We start from the raw sequence: 20,164 nt of genomic DNA, 5'->3' as shown, positions 1-20,164 counted from the left end.
CTCAGGCCGGCACGCTGACCGCGGCCGCCTGCCGCTCACCGGCGCGCAGGTAGCGTCCCGACTTGACGGTCTGGCCGTAGCCCTCGCGGAACTCGCCGTCGCGGAAGACCACAGCGCCGCCCACCCCGGTGGCGACCACGGTCGCGTCGTTGCGGTTCACCATGCGGCTCAGTCCGCCGTAGAACGGGACCTCGGACTCGTGGTAGGTGTCCACCGAGTCGTCGAGGTGGGCGGGGTCGATGACGACGAAGTCGGCCCGGTCGCCTTCGCGCAGGGTGCCGGCGTTGATGCCGAACCACTCGGCGACCTCGGCGGTCAGCCGGTACACGGCTCGTTCCACGGTCAGGAACGGCTTGCCGGCCTGCAGTGCGTCCCGCGTCCGCTTGAGCAGTCGCAGCGGGAAGTTGTAGAACGCCATGTTGCGCAGGTGCGCGCCCGCGTCGGAGAACCCCATGTGCACGCTGGGATCGGCGGCCAGTTTGTCCAGCAGCTTGGGCCGGTGGTTGGCGACGATGGTCGTCCAGCGCACATTGCGCTCCCCGTTCTCGACCAGGATGTCGAGGAACGCGTCCAGCGGGTGCAGTCCGCGCTCGTCGGCGATCGCGCCAAAGCTCTTGCCCACCAACGACTTGTCCGGGCATTCCACGATGACAGCGTCGTGGAAGTCACGGTGCCACAACGACGGTCCGAGCTTCTTGCGGTCGAACTGGCGGCGGAACCGGCGGCGGTAGGCTTCGTCGGCCAATAGCTCGTTGCGCTGCAGTTGGTCCCGCAGGTGCAACGCCGCGGTGCCGGCACCGAACTCCTCGAAAACCGGCAGATCGATTCCGTCGGAATACAATTCGAACGGCACCGGCAGGTGCTGGAACCGCACGCTGGAAGCCAGCAGCTTATTGAGCAGCCGGGTACCGCGGCCGAACACATGCACCCCCATCGGCATCGACTTGGCGTCGGCGGAGACCAGCATGCTCATCCGAACACCCCTGCGGCGGTTGAGGATTCGACTGCTGGTGAGGAAGAACATCAGCGGGGACAGCGGGCTGTTGACGTTGGGCGCGCTCTGCAGGATGCGGCCGCGCTTGCGCAGCACCTTGATCAGCCGGCGCCGTTCCCGCCACGTCGCGAAGGTGGACGGCAGCGCACGGGACCGGAAGCGGTCGCCGTCGAGCTTGTCGATCGGCGCGTCCATCCCCGACATGCCCAGCATTCCGGCGTCCAGCGCCTCGTCGAGCAACTTCGCCATCTTCTCCAGTTCGGCGTCGGTGGGCCGCACTGTCTCGTCGGTGGCCCGCTCCAGGCCGAGCACCGCGGTCCGCAGGTCCGAATGACCGAGCATGGAACTCACATTCGGCCCCAGCGGCAGTGCGTCGAGCGTCTCGATGTACTGCTGAGGCGTCGACCAGTTCTTGTTGCTTTCCAGCGCACCGAGGACGAAGTCGCGCGGCACCGCCTCGACGCGACTGAACAGGTCGGCGGCATCCTCGGAGTTGGCGTAGACCGTCGACAGCGAACAGTTGCCCAGCAACAGGGTGGTCACCCCGTGCCGCACCGACTCGCGCAGTCCCGGGTCGAGCAGGATCTCGGCGTCGTAGTGGGTGTGCACGTCGATGAAGCCGGGCAGCACCCATTTGCCGGCCGCGTCGATCACTTCGGGACAGCCGGTCTCGTCCAGCGGCACCGACGACACGGCGGCCACCACGCCATCGCGGATGCCCAACGTCCTGGTCTGCGGCACCGCACCGGTGCCGTCGAACCACAGGCCGTCACGGATGATCACGTCGTAAGTCACAGTTCCTCCAAGTCGTGGGCTGCCGCGACGCTAACATAGATAGCGATCGCTCGCAATCTTTTCAAGGGCTGGCCGCGGGGTCCGGGACGTCGACGCCCGGCGGCACGTTTCCGCTGCGGTGCGCTGCAGCCGGGACGCGGATGACGCCACCGCGCCGGCCGCACTCGTCGCCGGTCACCGTGGTCACCATCTCGCCGACCAGCTCTGAGTGGGAGCGGGGCCGCAGCGACAGCACCTGCGTGGCTTGCTGATGGTTCGCCGAAGTCTCGGAGGCCGCGCACGGAACGCGCACGGTTCTCGGCCGCGACCGCCACTGCCCGTCGGCGAATTCGAACACCATCACGGTGTGGCCGTGGTCGTCGAGCAGAATCGCCGCGGCCCGGCAGCCGCCGGAGGTGCACGACGAGCGGATGGCCCAGCTGGTGGTCACGTCGGGGGGCTGTGGGTCAGGCCGGTTGTCGAAAGTCTGCTGGGAGCGTTCTTCCTCGATGCGATAGGTGCCGTCCAGTGGAACCGGGGCGGCGTGGTGGCGCCGGTCGTGAACGACCGTCTTGCCTTCGGCGAACAAACCGATCGCCATGATGGTGGCGGCCAGTGCGAGTATGCCGCGGCGCAGCCAGCGTCGCGAAGTGGTCAACGGCGAAAGCCGGCGGACCGGCTGTTCGTCGGGATCGGGGCCGTCGTCGGCGCCGTTGACCGGGGCCATGCGGTGATAGTAGCCAGACCGGCGGATGCCCGCTGCGGCCAGCCTCAGCTGGGCTGAAAGACTTTGCCGCGCAACACAACCAGATCGGGCCGCGACAGCACGTCCGGTCCCTGGCGCGGATCTTCGGCGTAACACAACAGGTCGGCCGAAGCGCCGTGGTCCAGCCCGGGTCGGCCCAACCAGCGCCGGGCGTCCCAGCACGCCGCACCCAGCGCCTCGGTGGGACTCATGCCGATTCCCTTCAGCGCCTCGACCTCGTCGGCGACCCGGCCGTGCCGGATCATGCCGCCGGCGTCGCTGCCCGCGTAGATCGGCACTCCGGCCGCCCGGGCCGCGGACAGGCGTTCGTTGCGGCGGGCATACAGCTCCCGCATGTGAGCGGCATAGACCGGGTAGCGCTGCGCCGAGTCGGCGATACCCGGGAAGTTCTCCAGGTTGATCAGCGTCGGCACCAGGGCCGTGCGGTGTTCGAGCATCATGGCGATGGTGTCGTCGGTCAGTCCGGTGCCGTGCTCGATGCAGTCGATGCCGGCCTGGATCAGCTCAGGCAACCCGTCCTCACCGAAGATGTGGGCGGTGACCCGGGCGCCGTGCTCGTGCGCAGCGTCGATGGCGGCTCTGAGGACGTCGTCGGACCACAGCGGGGCCAGGTCGCCGATGCTGCGATCGATCCAGTCCCCGACCAGCTTGACCCAGCCGTCGCCGAGTCGCGCCTGCTCGGCGACCGCAGCCGGCAGGTCCGCTTCGTCCTCGAGGTCCAGCGGCAGGCCGGGGACGTAGCGCCTGGGTCTGGCGAGGTGGCGCCCGGCCCGGATGATCCGGGGCAGGTCCGGGCGGTCGTCGAGGCTGCGGGTGTCGATCGGCACGCCGCAGTCGCGCACGAGCAGTACACCCACGTCCCGCTCGGTCTCGGCCTGCGCGATCGCCTCGTCGAGTTCGACGCCGCCGTCTTTGCCGAGTCCGATGTGACAGTGCAGGTCGACCAGGCCGGGTATCACCCAGCCGTCGGCGAAGATCGTGTCGGCACCGGCCACCGATTCAGTGCTGATGCGGCCGTCGGCGACCCACAGCTCGATCGGGCTTTCGTCGGGCAGGGTCCGCCCCCGCACGTGCAGGTGCACGGCGCGACTACTTCTGGCCCGGGAACTTCAGCTTGGACAGGTCGAAGTCGGCCAGGCCGGGTGGCAGCTCGTTGAGGCCCTCCGGCATCTGCGACAGATCCGGGAAACCGGCCGGCATCCCCGGCATGCCCGCGCCGAACGGGCTCTTGACCTTGGGCGGCGTGGGACCGCGTGCGCCCTTCTTGCCTTTTTTGCCCTTGGCTGCCTTGGATTTGCGCGTCGCGGACTTGCGCCCCATGCCTGGGATGCCCATGCCGCCGAGCATCGACGACATCATCTTGCGCGCTTCGAAGAAGCGGTCCACCAACTGGTTGACCTCGGCGACGGTGACACCCGAACCGTTGGCGATGCGCAGCCGCCGCGAGGCGTTGATGATCTTCGGGTCGGCCCGCTCCTGGGGGGTCATGCCGCGGATGATCGCCTGGATGCGGTCCAGCGACTTGTCGTCGACCTCAGCCAGCGCGTCCTTCATCTGCGCCCCACCGGGCAGCATGCCCAGCAGATTGCCGATCGGGCCCATCTTGCGCACGGCGAGCATCTGCTCGAGGAAGTCCTCCAGGGTGAGCTCGCCGGCACCGATCTTGGCGGCGGCCGCCTCGGCCTGCTGGGCGTCGAAGACCTGCTCGGCCTGTTCGATCAGGCTCAGCACGTCGCCCATGCCCAGGATGCGGCTGGCCATCCGGTCGGGGTGGAAGACGTCGAAGTCCTCGAACTTCTCTCCGGTGGAGGCGAAAAGGATTGGCACACCGGTGACTTCGCGGACCGAGAGCGCCGCGCCACCGCGAGCGTCACCGTCCAGCTTGGTCAGCACCACGCCGGTGAAGCCGACGCCCTCGCCGAAGGCCTGCGCAGTGGCGACAGCGTCCTGGCCGATCATCGCGTCCAGGACGAACAGGGTTTCGTCGGGGTCGACAGCGTCGCGGATGGCGGCCGCCTGTGCCATCAGCTCCTCGTCGATGCCGAGGCGTCCGGCGGTGTCGACGATCACGAAGTCGTGGTGCTTGGCTCTGGCTTCCGCGATGCCGGCGGCCGCGACGGCGACCGGGTCACCCGGGCCGGACTCGGGTGAGGCGCCGGGGTGCGGCGCGAACACCGGAACGCCGGCGCGCTGCCCGACCACCTGCAGCTGGTTCACCGCGGCGGGCCGCTGCAGGTCACAGGCCACCAGCAGCGGCGTGTGACCCTGATTTTTCAGGCGATAAGCCAGCTTGCCGGCCAGCGTCGTCTTACCCGACCCCTGCAGACCCGCCAGCATGATCACCGTCGGCGGCGTCTTGGCGTAGGCCAGCTCGCGCGTCTGGCCACCGAGGATGCCGATCAATTCCTCGTTGACGATCTTGACGACCTGCTGGGCCGGGTTGAGCGCGGCGGACACCTCGTGGCCCCGGGCACGTTCCTTGATCCGGTGCACGAACGCCCGGACCACCGGCAGCGATACGTCGGCTTCGAGCAGCGCAAGCCGGATTTCGCGGGTGGTGGCGTCGATATCGGCGTCGGTCAGGCGGCCCTTGCCGCGCAGCCCCGCCAGCGCACCGGTCAACCGGTCGGAGAGCGATTCAAACACGTAGGCAAGCCTAGTGGTGTGGCCTGAAGTCGCGCGGCCGGGCGGCGACACTGAAACCCGGGCGGCGACACTGAAACCTGGGCGGCGACACGCCGCGGGACCTCGCCACCCGTACAGTCTCGACGAAGCGCGAGCGAACTGCGCCGGGCTGGCCCGACGTCGCCGAGGCTCGAAACCCGCGACGCGCCGCGGTAGGCTCACGTCGCTACCGCACCGAAAACCGTTGCCATGCTATGTTTTACAGCCCAGCACAGACCGTCACGGGGGGATTGTTGTCGTTGCAGCCGGTCGGACACTTTCCAGCCGACACAACGCGGTCGCTACGTGGCTGGCAGCGCCGCGCCCTGGTCAAGTACCTGGGCACCGAGCCGCGCGACTTCCTGGCCGTCGCCACCCCGGGGTCCGGCAAGACCGCCTTCGCGTTGCGGATCGCCGGCGAGCTGATCGCCCACCGCGCGGTCGAGCAAGTCACCGTCGTCGTGCCCACCGAGCACCTCAAGATCCAGTGGGCGCAGGCCGCCGCCCGCCAGGGGCTGTCGCTGGACCCGAAGTTCTCCAACTCCAACCCGCAGACCTCCCCGGAATATCACGGCGTCGTCGTCACCTACGCCCAAGTGGCCGCGCACCCGACGCTGCACCGGGTACGCACCGAGCAGCGCAAGACCCTGGTGGTGTTCGACGAGATCCACCACGGCGGTGACGCCAAGACGTGGGGCGAGGCCATGCGGGAGGCCTTCAGCGACGCCACCCGCCGCCTGGCCCTGACCGGCACGCCGTTCCGCAGCGACGACAGCCCCATCCCGTTCGTCACCTACGAACCCGACGCCGACGGGCTCAGCCGGTCTCGCGCCGATCACACCTACGGATACGCCGAAGCCCTGGCCGACGGCGTGGTCCGCCCGGTGGTGTTCATGGCCTATTCGGGGCAGGCCCGCTGGCGGGACAGCGCCGGGGAAGAACACGAGGCGCGCCTCGGTGAGCCGCTGTCGGCCGAGCAGACGGCGCGGGCGTGGCGCACCGCGCTGGATCCGGCCGGAGAGTGGATGCCGGCGGTCATCACCGCGGCCGATCGCCGGCTGCGTCAGCTGCGCGAGCACGTGCCGGACGCGGGCGGCATGATCATCGCCTCCGACCAGACCGCGGCCCGTGCCTACGCCAAGCTGCTGATGAAGCTCACCGGTGAGGACCCCACGGTCGTGCTCTCCGACGACCCGAAATCGTCGGCCCGGATCAGCGAGTTCTCGGCCGGCACCAGTCGGTGGCTGGTCGCGGTGCGGATGGTGTCCGAGGGTGTGGACGTGCCCCGGCTCGCGGTTGGCATCTACGCCACCAGCGCCTCGACCCCCCTGTTCTTCGCCCAGGCCATCGGCCGGTTCGTGCGATCCCGCCGGCCCGGTGAAACGGCCAGCATCTTCCTGCCGTCGGTGCCCAATCTGCTGCAGCTGGCCAGCGAGCTGGAAGCCCAGCGCAATCACGTGCTGGGCAAACCGCACCGCGAGTCGCTCGACGACCCGCTGCTGGACGACCCCGCCGTCAAGGAGCAGAACGAGTCCGGCGAAGAAAAGGGCTTCGTCTCGCTGGGGGCCGACGCCGAGCTGGATCAGGTCATCTTCGACGGGTCGTCGTTCGGTACCGCCACCCCCGCGGGCAGCGACGAGGAGGCCGACTATCTCGGCATTCCCGGCCTGCTCGACGCCGAGCAGATGCGTGCGCTGCTGCACCGCCGCCAGGACGAGCAGCTGCAGAAGCGTGCGGCCGTCGCTGGACCGGCGGTGCCGGTCACCACCCACGGACAGCTGCGCGAACTGCGTCGCGAGCTCAACGCGCTGGTCTCGGTGGCACATCACCGCACCGGCAAGCCGCACGGCTGGATCCACAACGAGCTGCGGCGGCGCTGCGGCGGCCCACCGATCGCCGCAGCGACGCGGGATCAGCTCCAGGAGCGGATCGTCGCGGTGCGGCAATTGAACTCGGAGTAGCGCCGCAACCGTCTCGGCGAGTGTGAAAATGGCGACGCTTCGGCGGCGTGTCCTGTCGGAAACCGCACACCCGGCGGCCGGTGGGCAGCGGGGCGAACCGGGCTAGTCCCCTACCGGCTCGTCGACCATCACCACCGCCGGGGCGCCCAGCACGTCCAGCAAGTTCTTTTCCACCGCGGTGCGGGCGTTCGAGTCCGGCGGGACCGTCACACAGAACACGTCGGCGGCCGTCGAACCGAACGTGTTCACCTTCGCCCAGACGACGTCGGTGTCGGCGCGTTCCAGCGCCCAGGCCAGCAGGGCGAGCAGGCCCACCCGGTCCATCGCGCGGACTTCCAGGATCAGCTGCCCGGGTGTGTCGGTGTCCAGCCACAGGATGCGCGGCGGCGCGGTCGAGCGGGTGACTGGCACGCCCACCTGCACCTCCCCCGCCCGCGCGGTCGCCGAGCTGGTGGCCTCCAGATCCCGCTTCTCCAGCGTCCCCAGCACGTCGACGTCACCGCGCAGCGCACCCACGAACGCCTGACGCAGCATGTCGGCCGCCGGCGGCGAACCGAACAGTGGCGAGACCACGAACTCGGTGATCGCAACGCCCTCGTGCACGTTCACCGACGCTGAATGCACCCGCAGCGAGTTCAGCGCCAGTACCGCAGCCGCTTTGGACACCAGGCCGCGCTCGTCCGGGGCCACCATCACCGCAGTCAGCCGCTCGCCATCGCCGGCATTGATCTCGACGTGCACCCCTTTTTGGGCGGCCAGTGAAAGATAGTGCGGCGCAGTGGGTTCGGCTTGCGGCAACGTCTCACCGGCCATCGCCATCCGGCACCGGCGCACCAGGTCCTCGACCAGCGAGGCCTTCCAGTCGCTCCACACCCCGGGTCCGGTGGCCTTGGAGTCGGCCTCGGACAGCGCGTGCATCAGTTCGAGCAGTTGCGGATCGCCACCCAGCGCCTCGGACACCGACTCGATGATCGCCGGGTCGTTCAGGTCGCTGCGGGTGGCCGTGATCGGCAACAGCAGATGATGGCGGACCATCTGCGTCAGCGTGTTGATGTCAGCGGCCGACAACCCCAGGCGCTCAGCGATCGGAACCACCAGGTCCGCGCCGAACACACAGTGGTCCACGCCGCGACCCTTGCCGATGTCGTGCAGCAGCGCGCCGAGTGCCAGCAGGTCGGGCCGGGCGACGTTGGTGGTCAGCGGCGCGGCGTGCACCGCGCACTCGACGACGTGGCGGTCCACCGTCCACTTGTGCGAGACGTCGCGGGGCGGCAGGTCGCGGATCGCGTCCCACTCCGGCAGCAGCTGTCCCCACAGCCCGGTGCGGTCGAGCGCCTCGATGGTGGGCACCGCGGTGGGTCCGGCCAGCAACACCACCAGCAGATCGTCCAGGGCTTCCCGCGGCCAGGGCGTGGGCAGCGGCGGTGCGCTGTCGGCCAGCCGGCTCAGCGTCGCCGCGCCGATCGGCACGCCGCTGTCGGCCGACGCCGCCGCCACCCGCAGCACCAGGCCGGGATCACGGTCGGGTTGGGCTTCGCGGGCCAGCACGATCTCCCCCGCGTACTCGACCACGCCCTCGTCCAGCGGGCGGCGTTTGGGCCGGCCGATGAACGCCGAGATGCCGCGCCGGGGCAGCGCGTTGGCGGCGGTGCGCAGGCCGGTGACGGCGTGGTAGCCGATGGTGCGTCCGGCGCTGGAGAGCATGCGCGCCAGGTCGAACCGGTCGCCGACGCCCAATGCGGCGCTGATCTCGTCGGCGAATTGGGCGAGCACCTGATCGCGTCCGCGGCGCGACACCATGTGCAGTTCGGTGCGCACATCGAGCAACGTGAGGTAGGCCTCGTCGAGTGACCCGGCCGGGTTGTCCGTCCGGGACATGCCGCTGCGGTCGATGAGCTGGGCCAGCGCCAGTGCGTTGAGCAACTGCGCATCGCGCAGCCCGCCGCGGCCGGATTTCAGGTCGGGCTCAGCCCGGTGGGCGATGCGCCCCAGCCGCAACCAGCGGGCGTGCGTCATGTCGACGAGTTCGTCCATGCGGGAACGGATTCCGGTGCGCCATTGCCGTCGCACCCCGCTGACCAGATCTGCCGAGAGCTGCTCCTCGCCGGCGATGTGCCGCGCTTCCAGCATGCCCAGGGCGGCGGTCAGGTCCGCGTTGGCCGTGCTGAGCGCCTCACTGACGGTGCGCACGCTGTGGTCGAGCCGAATGTTGGCGTCCCACAACGGATACCACAGTTTGTCCGCCACCGGGCCCAGCACGTCGGCGGGTTTGCCGTCGTGCAGCAGCACCAGGTCGAGGTCGGAGTACGGCAGCAACTCGCGCCGGCCCAGCCCGCCCACCGCCACGATCGCGTATCCGCTGCCGTCGCCGATGCCGATCTCGGCAGCCTTGGCCTTCAGCCAGGATTCGTGCAGTTCGAGGACCCTCTGGCGCATCTGCGCGGGGGTGAGCCCCTGGAGCCCCTCAGACAACAGTTCGCGCCGGGCGGCAGCCAGATCGACTGCCGCCGCGGCGCTTTCTGGTGTCTGTGAAGAATCCGGCCGGTCCGTCGTGGTCACACCCGGCCGGTTCTACTCACAAAGCGTCCGATCCGCGCTCACCGGTGCGGACGCGCACGATGGTGTCGACCGGGCTGACCCACACCTTGCCGTCGCCGATCTTGCCGGTCCGGGCGGCCCGGACGATGCTGTCCACGACCTTGTCGACGATGGCGTCGTCGACGACGACCTCGATCCGCACTTTGGGCACGAAGTCGACGGAGTACTCCGCACCCCGGTAGACCTCGGTGTGACCCTTCTGCCGCCCGTAGCCCTGGATCTCGCTGACGGTCATGCCCAGGACGCCGGCGTCCTCGAGGCTGGTCTTGACGTCGTCGAGGGTAAACGGCTTTACGATCGCGGTGATCAGCTTCATGTCTACTCCGCCTCCACTTTCTCGCCCACGCGCTCTTCCCGGCCGTTGACGCTACTCTGCGGCGGGATGCTGGCCCTCGGAAGCACCGAACCACTGGCGACCGCGAAGTCGTAGCCGCTCTCAGCGTGCTCCGACTCGTCGATCCCGGCGGCCTCCTGCTCAGCCCCCAGACGCAGCCCGATGGTGTACTTCAGGATAAGCGCCAGGACCAGCGTGACCACGCCGGAGTAGGCCAGCACGGCGAACGCCCCGACAGCCTGCCGTTCCAGCTGGTCCGGGCCCCCGCCGTAGAACCATCCGGCGGACACGCCGCTCACGCCGTTGATCGCCACACTTTCCGGAGCGGCGACCAGGCCCACCAGCAAGGTGCCGGCCAGCCCGCCGACCAGGTGCACCCCAACCACGTCGAGCGAGTCGTCGAACCCGAGCTTGAACTTCAACCCGACGGCCAGCGCACACAGCACACCGGCGACCACGCCGATCACCAGGGCACCGACGACGTTCACCGACGAACAGGACGGCGTGATGGCGACCAGGCCGGCGACGATCCCCGAGGCCGCGCCCAACGTCGTCGCGTGTCCGTCGCGGATGCGCTCGGTGAGCAGCCAGGCCAGCATCGCCGCGGCCGTCGCCACCGTGGTGGTGAGGAACGTCGAACCGGCAGCACCGTTGGAGCTGGTCGCCGAACCGGCGTTGAACCCGTACCAGCCGAACCACAGCAGGCCGGCGCCGAGCATCACGAACGGCAGGTTGTGCGGCCGGAACAGCGTGGTGGGCCAACCCTTGCGCTTGCCCAGCACGATCGCCAGGACCAGGCCGGCCACACCGGCGTTGATATGTACCGCGGTACCGCCGGCGAAGTCGATCGCGTGCAGCTTGTTGGCGATCCAGCCGCCTTTCTCGGCGGCGAACCCGTCGAACGCGAACACCCAGTGCGCGACCGGGAAGTAGACCAGCGTCGCCCACAGGCCGGAGAACACCAGCCAGGCGCTGAACTTGAGCCGGTCGGCGACCGCGCCGGAGATCAGAGCGACGGTGATGATCGCGAACATCAGCTGGAAGGCCACGAACACGGTGGCGGGCAAGGTGCCGGCCAGCGGAATGTCCGTCGCCGCCAACGGCGGAGTCTTGGTGGGGTCGGCCGCGACGGCGTTGCCGCCGATGAGCCCCTTGAGCCCGAAGTATTGGGTCGGGCTGCCCACCACGTTGCCGGTGTCGGTGCCGAATGCCATCGAGTAGCCGTAGAGCACCCAGAGCACCGTGACGACGCCCATCGCGCTGATGCTCATCATGATCATGTTGAGCACGCTCTTGGCGCGCACCATGCCGCCGTAGAAGAACGCCAGGCCCGGCGTCATTAACAGAACGAGCGCGGAACTCGCCAGCATCCAGGCGGTATCGCCCGTGTTGGGCTGGCCCATAATCGGGAAACTCACTCGCTATCACCTCCAGTCAGCATCGGGAGGGCCCCAGATGGATGACTGGCGACCTGCCCAGAACCATGCGCATAAGTTGTTGCGCGAATGGGGCGGCGATGTTTCGTCAGGATTAACGTAAAGACTGCTGTGTAATACCTACTTGCCGAGCAGGGCGTCGACGAACGCCGCGGGCTCGAACGGCGCCAGATCGTCGGGGCCTTCGCCCAGCCCGACCAACTTCACCGGCACGCCGAGTTCCTGCTGGACGCGGAAAACGATGCCGCCCTTGGCGGTTCCGTCCAGCTTGGTCAGCACCGCGCCGGTGATCTCGACGACGTCGGCGAACACCTTGGCCTGGGCCAGTCCGTTCTGCCCGATCGTGGCGTCGAGCACCAGCAGCACCTCGTCGACCGACGCCCGACGGGTCACGATGCGCTTGACCTTGCCCAACTCGTCCATCAGGCCGACCTTGGTGTGCAACCGGCCGGCGGTGTCGATCAGGACGACGTCGGCGCCGGCCGCGATGCCCTTGTCGACGGCGTCGAACGCCACCGACGCCGGGTCAGCGCCCTCGGCGCCGCGCACCACTTCCGCGCCGACCCGCGACGCCCAGGTCTGCAGCTGATCGGCCGCCGCGGCCCGGAAGGTGTCCGCCGCACCCAGCACCACGCGGCGACCGTCGGCCACCAACACCCGGGCCAGTTTGCCGACCGTGGTCGTCTTGCCGGTGCCGTTGACGCCGACCACCAGCAACACCGACGGATGGTCGGCGTGCGGCAGCGCCCGGATGGATCGGTCCATCTCGGGATGCAGCTCTTTGATCAGGACGTCCCGCAGCACCGCGCGGGCGTCGGCCTCAGTGCGCACGTTGGTGCTGGCCAGCCGGGCGCGCAGCTGGCTCACCACCGACTCGGTGACCACCGGGCCCAGGTCGGCGACCAGCAGGGTGTCCTCGACGTCCTGCCAGGAGTCCTCGTCCAGGTCGCCGCCGCCGATCAGGCCCAGCATGCTGCGCCCGAGCGCGTTCTGCGACCGGGCCAGCCGGCCGCGCAGGCGTTCCAGTCGCCCTTCGGTCGGTTCGATCTCCTCCACCGCGGGCGCTTCGGGCGCTTCCGGTTCCAGGACGTCGAGAACCTCGAGACCTTCGGGGATCTCGGGTTCGGCCGGCGGCGCCTCGACCTCAGGGAGGTGGACCTCGGAGATCGGGCGCTTGGGCGCGTCGCGCGGGATGGTCGCGTCGTCCCCGACGGCGGGCAGACCGCTGGTGTCGATCCGCTCTACCGGTTCGGGCCGGTCCAGGGTCGGCGTCGGGGTCTGGCTGAACGTGATGCCGGACGACGCGGTGTAGCCGCCGGATTTATCGATCGCGTCGGTTTGCGGGCGCGGCGCCAGGCTGATCCTGCGCGTGCGGTACCGCACCAGTCCGACGACCAGCGCCGCGATGACGAGCAGGACGGCGACGACCGCGACGGCGATCCATAGACCTTCGGACACGCGGACAATCCTTCCAGCCGGGGGGTGTCAGGCACTCGGCGGGTTGGGGGCGGGTCGGGCGGCTCTTGGGCTGGGCTGTTCGCGTGCGCTGCCCACGCGCTCCGACGTCGGGTGTGCGGGCCGGGCGTTGAGTGTGAAGTCAGGGTTTCAGCGGTGTAACCAGGGCGGCAATCCGGCGAGAATCCCGCCGCCAGTGCACATTCCAGGCCCTGCGTGCACACCCGACGCCCTGAGTGCACACCCCGTAACCAATGGCACGCTCGAACGCCGGGCAGTTCTGCAGCCCGTCGGAGCAACCGGCTTATACCGGCGTGGTAGCTAGCCGATCGACCTGCTGCCCCCGGATCCGCTGCGAGATCACGGCGGTGATGCCGTCACCTTGCATCGTCACGCCGTAGAGCGCGTCCGCCACTTCCATGGTGGGCTTCTGGTGGGTGATGATGATCAGCTGCGAGCGGTCCCGCAGCATCTCGAACAGCCCGATCAGGCGGCGCAGGTTCACGTCGTCCAGCGCGGCCTCCACCTCGTCCATGATGTAGAACGGCGACGGGCGGGCCCGGAAGATCGCGACCAGCATCGCCACCGCCGTCAGCGCCTTCTCGCCGCCGGACAGCAACGACAGCCGGGTCACCTTCTTGCCCGGCGGACGGGCCTCCACCTCGATGCCGGTGGTGAGCATGTCGTCGGGTTGAGTCAGCCGGAGCCGGCCCTCGCCGCCGGGGAACAGCGCGGTGAATACGGTCTGGAACTCGCGTTCGACGTCGAAGAATGCCTCGCTGAACACCTGCAGGATGCGGGCGTCGACGTCAGCGACGACGTCGAGCAGATCCTTGCGGGCGGCCTTGACGTCTTCGAGCTGGGTGGACAGGAAGTTGTACCGCTCCTCCAGCGCAGCGAACTCTTCCAGGGCCAGCGGATTGACCCGTCCCAGTTCGGCCAGCTCCCGCTCGGCGCGTTTGGCCCGACGCTCCTGGGTGGTGCGGTCGTAGGGCATCGGGGCGGGCGCGACGACCTGCTCCCCGCGCTCCCGGGCCTGCTCGAACTCGGCCATCTCCAGCTCGGTCGGCGGCAGCGGGACGTCGGGTCCGTACTCGGCGACCAGGTCGGCCGGCGCCATGCCGAACTGGTCGAGGACCATCTGCTCGAGCTGCTCGATGCGCAGCGCCGCCTGGGCGTTGGCCACCTCGTCGCGGTGCAGCGAATCGGTGAGCGCCGCCACCCGCGCGCTCAACGTGTTGGTCTCCTCGCGAACTGCGGTCATTGCCGCTGCCCGCTGCTGGCGTTCGGCGACCAGCTCGTCCCGCATCTTCGACGCCGCGGCCACGACGAGATCGAGCCGACCGGCCAGCGACCGACCGGACTCGGCGACCGCGGCGGCCACCGCGGCGGCCCGCACCCGGGCTGCGCGCGCCTGTTCGGCCAGCGATCGCGCCTTGCGTTCGGCCGCGGCGGCCCGGCGCAGCGAGTCGGCACGCCCGCGCACCGCATTGGCCCGCTCCTCGGCGGTGCGCACTGCCAGCCGGGCCTCGACCTCGACGCTGCGTGCCCGGTCGGCGGCGGCCGCGATCTCCTGACGCGCCTGCGCCGGGCTTGCCTCCTCCTCGGTGACGTACTCGGTTTGCTGCGCATTGCGCAGCCGCGTCTCCAGCTCGGCCACTTCCTCGACGGTCCCGGCGCGCCCGGCTTCCAATTGTTCGCGTTGCTGCAGCAATCGGGTCCACTCGTCCTGGGCCGTCCGCGCATCCTGACCCAGCCGGCCGAGCTGGTCATACATCGCCGAAATGGCGGTGTCGGACTCGTTGAGCGCCGCCAGCGCATGCTCGGCGGCATCCTGGCGAGCGCTCTGTTCGGTCAGCGCCCCGGACAGCGCGGCGCTGAGCGCAGCGACCTGTTCTTCGGCGGCGGCCAGTTCGCTGCGCGCCTTATCGATCTCTGAGGCGACCTCCAGCGTGGACAACTTGCGGTCCGACCCGCCGCTCACCCGGCCCGCGCCCACCAGGTCGCCGTCGCGGGTGACCGCGCGCAGCTGAGGACGGCTGGCCACCAGGTCCAGCGCGTGACCGAGATCCTCGACGACCGCGACGTCGGAGAGCATCGCCGCCAACGCCCCACGCAGCCGGGCCGGCGCGTCGATGAGGTCCAGCGCCCAGCGGGACCCGTCGGGCAACTCCGGCGACTCAGGCGTCGGTGCGGGCCAATCGCTGAGCACCAGCGCCGCACGACCACCGTCGGCCTGTTTGAGCGCGGTGACCGCGCTGCGCGCGGTGCCCAGGCTGTCGGCGGCCAGCGCGTCGGCCGCCGACCCCAGCACCGCTGCCACCGCCGCCTCGTAGCCCGGGGACACTTTGACCAACTCCGCGATCGAACCGAAAAGCCCTGCGCCACCGTGATTTCGGGTCAGCCAGGCGGTCCCGTCCTTGCGTTCCAGGCTCACCGACAACGCGTCGATGCGAGCCCGCAACGAGGCGACCTGGCGTTCGGCGCTACGTTCGGCGGTCTGCAGCTCGGCGACCCGCGCGTCGGCCAGCCGCACCGCGGACATCGTCCGCTCATACTGCTGGTCCAGGCCCAACTCACCCTGGTCCAGCTGCCCGACGCGACCCTGCACGCTCTCGAACTCGGCGCGGGTCTGTTGGGCACGGGCGTCGGCCTGCTCGATCCGCTCGGAGAGCCGCGCGAGGCTCTCGTCGGTCGACTCGACCCGCGCCCGCATGGTCTCCACCTGGCCGGCCAGCCGCGCCAGACCTTCGCGCCGGTCCGCCTCGGCGCGTACCGCCGCCAGGTGCGCCTTGTCCGCCTCGACCGCGCGGCGCTCCCACTCGGCCAGTTCGGCGCGGGCGCCGTCCAGGCGGGCGCGGGCCTCGTCCAGTTCTGCCAGCAGTTGCTGCTCGGCAGACGCCACCTCGTCGGCCTCGGCGTCCAACGCGTCGGGGTCGGTGTCGCTGGCCCGGACCGGTTCCACGTCAAGATGCTGCGCCCGCTCGCTGGCGATCCGCACCGTCGCACCGACCCGTTCGGCCAACGCGGACAGCCGGAACCAGGTCTGCTGGACGGATTCGGCGCGTCCGGAGAGCTCCGACAGTGCCGCTTCGTGCGCGGCCAGTTCCTCCGCGGCGACCGACAGGCGGGCCGCGGCTTCGTCATGCTCGCGGCGCATGGACGCTTCGGCGTCGAAGATGGCCTGCCGTTCGGTGCGCCGGCTGACCAGGTCGTCGGCGGCCAGGCGCAACCGGGAATCGCGTAGGTCGGCCTGGATGGTCTGGGCACGCCGGGCCACTTCGGCCTGCCGGCCCAGCGGCTTGAGCTGGCGCCGCAGTTCGGTGGTCAGGTCCGACAGACGGGCCAGGTTGGCTGCCATCGCGTCGAGTTTGCGCAGCGCCTTTTCCTTGCGCTTGCGGTGCTTGAGCACGCCCGCGGCTTCTTCGATGAACGCCCGCCGGTCTTCGGGGCGGGACTGCAGGATCTCGTCGAGCTTGCCCTGCCCGACGATCACATGCATCTCGCGGCCGATGCCGGAGTCGCTCAGGAGTTCCTGGACATCCATCAAACGGCAACTGCTGCCGTTGATTTCGTACTCGCTGGCGCCGTCGCGGAACATCCGGCGGGTGATGGACACCTCGGAGTACTCGATCGGCAGTGCATTGTCGGAGTTGTCGATGGTGACGGTGACCTCGGCGCGTCCCAGCGGGGCACGGGAGGAGGTGCCGGCGAAGATGACGTCTTCCATCTTGCCGCCGCGCAGCGTCTTGGCGCCCTGTTCGCCCATCACCCAGGCCAGCGCGTCGACCACATTGGACTTGCCGGAGCCGTTGGGCCCGACGACGGCGGTGATGCCCGGCTCGAAACGCAGAGTCGTAGGCGCGGCGAAGGACTTGAAGCCCTTCAGCGTCAGACTCTTGAGGTACATGGCGAGCCAGACTACTCGGGCCGTCTGCCATCGCGCCGAGCGTCACGCCAGCAGCCGAGCGCGTGGCCATCGCCCGTCACCCGTCGCGCCGAACGTCACGCCAGCGTGGCGGCCAACGCCCGACGCCACGCTGGCGTGACAGTCGACGAGCAGCTAAGCGCTTGGCCCTCACCCGTCGCGCCGAACGTCACGCCAGCGTGGCAGCCAACGCCCGACGCCACGCTGGCGTGACGCTCGGCGAGGGCCGTGCCCGCTAACGCTCGACGAATCCGGTGAACTGCTCGGTCGGCTCCGACCAGTCGGCGACGACCTTGTCCACCCGTCCCGGCGTGCTGTCCCCGCGCAGCAGGTCCAGCAGCTTCTCGCCGGACTCACGCGGCCCGTTGGCCACGACGAGCACGCGCCCGTCGGCGTGGTTGGCGGCGTACCCCGTCAACCCCTGCTCCAGCGCGCGGCAGCGCGTCCACCAGCGGAAACCGACGCCCTGGACGTGGCCGTGCACCCAGGCGGTCAGTCGCACGTCAGGCCCCGACATCGCGGACTCCGAACGTCACCGTGCTGCCCGATCTCAGCGTTCGACCCACTGTGCACACCGCGTCCACGGCCCGGTCGACGACAGTGCGCACCCGTTGCCGGTCTTCGTCGCTCAGTCCCGACAGGTCCAGTTCGAGGGTCTCTTCGAGCAGCGGGTAGACCTCTTTTTCCCGGTCAGCGGCGCCGGACACGCGGATCACCGCCCGGTAGTCGTCACCGAGCCGGCGGGCCAACGGCTGGTCACTGGCCATGCCGCTACAAGCGGCGAGCGCGATCTTCAGCAATTCGCCCGGAGTGAACACCCCCTCGACGTCCTCGCTCCCGACGAGCACCTGTGCTCCCCGGGAGCTGTGCCCGGTATAGCGGCGGGTGCCGGTGCGTTCCACCCACAGTTGCGTCATAGTTCCTCTCTTCTGTGTGTTGAGTCTGCGGTGAGGGCGCTGTTTCGGCCGTTTCTGCGCCCTGAGCGCAGAGTCAATGGCTCAACGGCGCGGCCGCGGTTGACATTTCGGGCAATAGAACGACGAGCGGTTCATGAACTTCTCCCGGCGCATCACCGCCCCGCAGCGCCGGCACGGCTGCCCGTCGCGGCCGTAGGCGTCCAGCGACCGGTCGAAGTAACCCGACTCCCCGTTGACGTTGACGTACAGCGAATCGAACGAGGTGCCACCCTTGGCCAGCGCTTCGCGCATCACCTCAGCCGCCGATTCCAGCACCGCGGCCAGCCGCCGACGCGGCAGCGTGGCCGCAATCCGCGCGCCGTTGACCTGGGCTCGCCACAGGGCTTCGTCGGCGTAGATGTTGCCGATGCCCGAGACCACCTGCTGGTCCAGCAGTTGGCGCTTGATCTCAGAATGCTTGCGCCGCAATACATCCACCACCGCCGCGGCGTTGAACTGCGGATCCAGCGGATCGCGCGCCAGGTGCGCGACCGGCTGCGGCACGACGCTGCCGTCGACGGTCACCAGATCGGCAAGCAGCCAGCCGCCGAAGGTGCGCTGGTCGGCGAAACTCAACACCGTCCCGTCGTCGAGCAGCGCCGAAATCCGCACGTGGTCAGCGCGCGGCACCACCCCCAGCAACATCTGGCCACTCATGCCGAGGTGGACCACCAGGGCCTCGCCGGTGCCCAACGTCAGCCACAGGTACTTGCCGCGCCGATCGGTGCCGGTGATCCGGGCGTCGAGCAGCCGGGCGGTCAGGTCGGCCGGGCCGGCCTCGTGGCGCCGCACCGCGCGGGGGTGGTGGACGCGGACGGCGGTGATCGTCTTGTCGACTACATGGGACTGCAGACCGCGCCGCACCACCTCGACTTCAGGTAGCTCAGGCATGTCCGCCCTCCTGGGCCCACTGTGCAATCCGCGACCGGACACGCCGCGCGACCGTCGGGAAATTCACTGTCGGCGCAGCAGGCACCGGCTTGTCACCGTCATCGGAGCTTCAGGATTTCCCCGCGGTGTCGAGCACGTGCGCTGCCTCGAGTGTTTTGTACGCAGCCGACGCCGCCTTCTGCTCGGCTTCCTTCTTGGAGCGGCCCACGCCCGACCCGTATTCGGTCTCCATCACCACCACCACCGCGGTGAATTCTTTGTCGTGGTCGGGCCCGGTCGAGGTCACCTGGTAGGTCGGCGTGCCGAGCGTCAGCGAGGCGGTGAGTTCTTGCAGGCTGGTCTTCCAGTCCAGACCGGCACCCAGGGTCGGCGCGGCGTCCAGCAGTGGGCCGAACAGGCGCAGGATGACCTCCCGTGCGACGTCGATCCCGTGCTGCAGATAGATTGCGCCGAGCAACGACTCCATCCCGTCGGCCAGGATGCTGGACTTGTCCGCGCCACCGGTGTTCGCTTCCCCGCGACCGAGCAGTACGTGCACGCCCAGCCCGTCGCCGGGCAGGCGGCGCGCCACGTCCGCCAGCGCCAGGGTGTTGACGACGCTGGCACGCAACTTGGCCAGGTCGCCCTCCGACCGGTCCGGATGCCGGTGGTAGAGCTCGTCGGTGATGGTGAGGCCTAATACGGCATCGCCGAGAAACTCCAGCCGCTCATTGGTGGGCAGACCGCCGTTCTCGTAGGCGTAACTGCGGTGCGTCAACGCCAGCGTGAGCAGGTCTTCGGGCAGGTCGACGCCCAGCGCGTCCAGCAGGACCTGCCGGGAGGGGGTCACTGCTCGCCCCCGTCCGGCGGGGGCAGTATTCCGGCGAGCTTGGCCCACCTGGGGTCGATCTGATCGTGCCGGTGGTCGGGCTCGGCGGCCAGCGAAATGCCGCACTGCGTGCACAAACCCGGGCAATCCGATGAGCACACCGGCGCGAACGGCAATTCCAGCCCCACGGCGTCGATGATCGGTTGCTCGAGGTCGATGGTCTCGGCGACGACGTGGCCGACCTCGTCCTGCTCGGTGGTCGCCTCGGTCGCACTGTTCGGATAGGCGAAGAGCTCGGTCAGCGCAACCTGCACCCGGCCCTGGATTGGCGACAGGCACCGGGAACACTCGCCGCTGGTGGGTGCGGTTACCGTGCCGGTCACCAGCACCCCTTCGGACACCGATTCCAGCCGCAGGTCCAGCTCCAGGGGTGCTCCCGGCTGGATCGCGATCAGATCCAGGCCGATGCGCAGCGGGCTGTCCACGCTTTGGCGCAGCGGAATCATCGCTCCTGGCCGTCGACCCAGCCGAGCGATATCGATCGTCAACGGCGTGGTGATGTGTCGCTGCGCCGTCTGGCTGTGCTGCTTGGCCATAGG

At 69.5% G+C, this 20,164-nt stretch carries 15 protein-coding genes; 1 reads left to right on the top strand and 14 read right to left on the bottom strand.

Annotated elements, in window-relative coordinates:
* Position 1: 1 nt before the first annotated feature.
* The 4 genes from AC5Y6Y_RS13495 to ffh all read right to left on the bottom strand — a co-directional run bounded on the left by AC5Y6Y_RS13495 (position 2) and on the right by ffh (position 5,180).
* Positions 2-1,789: an N-acyl-D-amino-acid deacylase family protein gene (locus tag AC5Y6Y_RS13495; RefSeq protein WP_473139965.1), complete on the bottom strand. Its 1,788-nt coding sequence runs from the start codon at positions 1,787-1,789 to the stop codon at positions 2-4.
* 61 nt (positions 1,790-1,850) lie between these two features.
* A complete protein-coding gene (locus AC5Y6Y_RS13490) occupies positions 1,851-2,495 on the bottom strand; it encodes an Rv2253/PknI dimerization domain-containing protein (protein WP_473139966.1) in 645 nt (214 codons plus the stop codon).
* Between the two features lie 44 nt (positions 2,496-2,539).
* Complete coding sequence (locus tag AC5Y6Y_RS13485) at positions 2,540-3,616, bottom strand: metal-dependent hydrolase family protein (protein ID WP_463827031.1); 1,077 nt, start codon at positions 3,614-3,616, stop codon at positions 2,540-2,542.
* Between the two features lie 7 nt (positions 3,617-3,623).
* Complete coding sequence (ffh, locus tag AC5Y6Y_RS13480) at positions 3,624-5,180, bottom strand: signal recognition particle protein (RefSeq protein WP_473139967.1); 1,557 nt, start codon at positions 5,178-5,180, stop codon at positions 3,624-3,626.
* Between the two features lie 233 nt (positions 5,181-5,413).
* On the opposite strand from ffh, the gene AC5Y6Y_RS13475 reads away from it, so the two are divergent.
* Positions 5,414-7,159, top strand: coding sequence for a DEAD/DEAH box helicase (locus AC5Y6Y_RS13475; RefSeq protein ID WP_473139968.1), 1,746 nt, complete (start codon positions 5,414-5,416; stop codon positions 7,157-7,159).
* A gap of 102 nt (positions 7,160-7,261) precedes the next feature.
* Here the strand turns inward: AC5Y6Y_RS13475 and AC5Y6Y_RS13470 are convergent, their stop codons facing one another.
* The 10 genes from AC5Y6Y_RS13470 to AC5Y6Y_RS13425 form a co-directional block, all read right to left on the bottom strand.
* The gene (locus AC5Y6Y_RS13470; protein ID WP_473139969.1) at positions 7,262-9,718 is read right to left on the bottom strand and encodes a [protein-PII] uridylyltransferase; all 2,457 of its coding nucleotides are present in this window, start codon (positions 9,716-9,718) and stop codon (positions 7,262-7,264) included.
* A gap of 16 nt (positions 9,719-9,734) precedes the next feature.
* Positions 9,735-10,073, bottom strand: coding sequence for a nitrogen regulatory protein P-II (gene glnB, locus AC5Y6Y_RS13465; RefSeq protein WP_463827035.1), 339 nt, complete (start codon positions 10,071-10,073; stop codon positions 9,735-9,737).
* Between the two features lie 2 nt (positions 10,074-10,075).
* Complete coding sequence (locus tag AC5Y6Y_RS13460; protein ID WP_463827181.1) at positions 10,076-11,494, bottom strand: ammonium transporter; 1,419 nt, start codon at positions 11,492-11,494, stop codon at positions 10,076-10,078.
* A gap of 153 nt (positions 11,495-11,647) precedes the next feature.
* Entirely contained in the window at positions 11,648-12,985 is a 1,338-nt protein-coding gene (ftsY, locus tag AC5Y6Y_RS13455; RefSeq protein ID WP_473139970.1) for a signal recognition particle-docking protein FtsY, read from the bottom strand.
* A 301-nt stretch (positions 12,986-13,286) separates the two neighbouring features.
* Positions 13,287-16,892, bottom strand: a complete 3,606-nt coding sequence (gene smc, locus AC5Y6Y_RS13450) for a chromosome segregation protein SMC (protein WP_473139971.1) — start codon at positions 16,890-16,892, stop codon at positions 13,287-13,289.
* Positions 16,893-17,145: 253 nt separating this feature from the next.
* Positions 17,146-17,427: an acylphosphatase gene (locus AC5Y6Y_RS13445; protein WP_473139972.1), complete on the bottom strand. Its 282-nt coding sequence runs from the start codon at positions 17,425-17,427 to the stop codon at positions 17,146-17,148.
* Positions 17,414-17,827 carry an OsmC family protein gene (locus AC5Y6Y_RS13440; RefSeq protein ID WP_499917962.1) on the bottom strand — a complete coding sequence of 138 codons (414 nt, stop codon included), beginning with the start codon at positions 17,825-17,827 and terminating at the stop codon, positions 17,414-17,416. The genes AC5Y6Y_RS13445 and AC5Y6Y_RS13440 overlap by 14 nt, the downstream gene beginning before the upstream one ends.
* Positions 17,828-17,908: 81 nt before the next feature.
* Positions 17,909-18,757, bottom strand: a complete 849-nt coding sequence (gene mutM / locus AC5Y6Y_RS13435) for a DNA-formamidopyrimidine glycosylase (protein ID WP_463827040.1) — start codon at positions 18,755-18,757, stop codon at positions 17,909-17,911.
* Between the two features lie 109 nt (positions 18,758-18,866).
* Positions 18,867-19,586, bottom strand: a complete 720-nt coding sequence (rnc, locus tag AC5Y6Y_RS13430; RefSeq protein WP_463827041.1) for a ribonuclease III — start codon at positions 19,584-19,586, stop codon at positions 18,867-18,869.
* Positions 19,583-20,161 carry a YceD family protein gene (locus AC5Y6Y_RS13425; RefSeq protein WP_473139974.1) on the bottom strand — a complete coding sequence of 193 codons (579 nt, stop codon included), beginning with the start codon at positions 20,159-20,161 and terminating at the stop codon, positions 19,583-19,585. Before AC5Y6Y_RS13425 ends, rnc begins: the two co-directional genes overlap by 4 nt.
* Between the last annotated feature and the right edge of the window lie 3 nt (positions 20,162-20,164).

This window comes from Mycobacterium sp. NGS24 (assembly GCF_059813065.1).
The sequence above is the reverse complement of the archived record's forward strand: the minus strand, read 5'-3'. Positions and strand labels throughout refer to the sequence as shown.

Coding starts and splice junctions, on each gene's coding strand:
- AC5Y6Y_RS13445 (WP_473139972.1), bottom strand. CDS start 17,427: ATGTCGGGGCCTGACGTGCGACTGACCGCCTGGGTGCACGGCCACGTC.
- glnB (WP_463827035.1), bottom strand. CDS start 10,073: ATGAAGCTGATCACCGCGATCGTAAAGCCGTTTACCCTCGACGACGTC.
- AC5Y6Y_RS13475 (WP_473139968.1), top strand. CDS start 5,414: ATGTTTTACAGCCCAGCACAGACCGTCACGGGGGGATTGTTGTCGTTG.
- AC5Y6Y_RS13425 (WP_473139974.1), bottom strand. CDS start 20,161: ATGGCCAAGCAGCACAGCCAGACGGCGCAGCGACACATCACCACGCCG.
- AC5Y6Y_RS13490 (WP_473139966.1), bottom strand. CDS start 2,495: ATGGCCCCGGTCAACGGCGCCGACGACGGCCCCGATCCCGACGAACAG.
- AC5Y6Y_RS13440 (WP_499917962.1), bottom strand. CDS start 17,827: ATGACGCAACTGTGGGTGGAACGCACCGGCACCCGCCGCTATACCGGG.
- smc (WP_473139971.1), bottom strand. CDS start 16,892: ATGTACCTCAAGAGTCTGACGCTGAAGGGCTTCAAGTCCTTCGCCGCG.
- mutM (WP_463827040.1), bottom strand. CDS start 18,757: ATGCCTGAGCTACCTGAAGTCGAGGTGGTGCGGCGCGGTCTGCAGTCC.
- AC5Y6Y_RS13460 (WP_463827181.1), bottom strand. CDS start 11,494: ATGGGCCAGCCCAACACGGGCGATACCGCCTGGATGCTGGCGAGTTCC.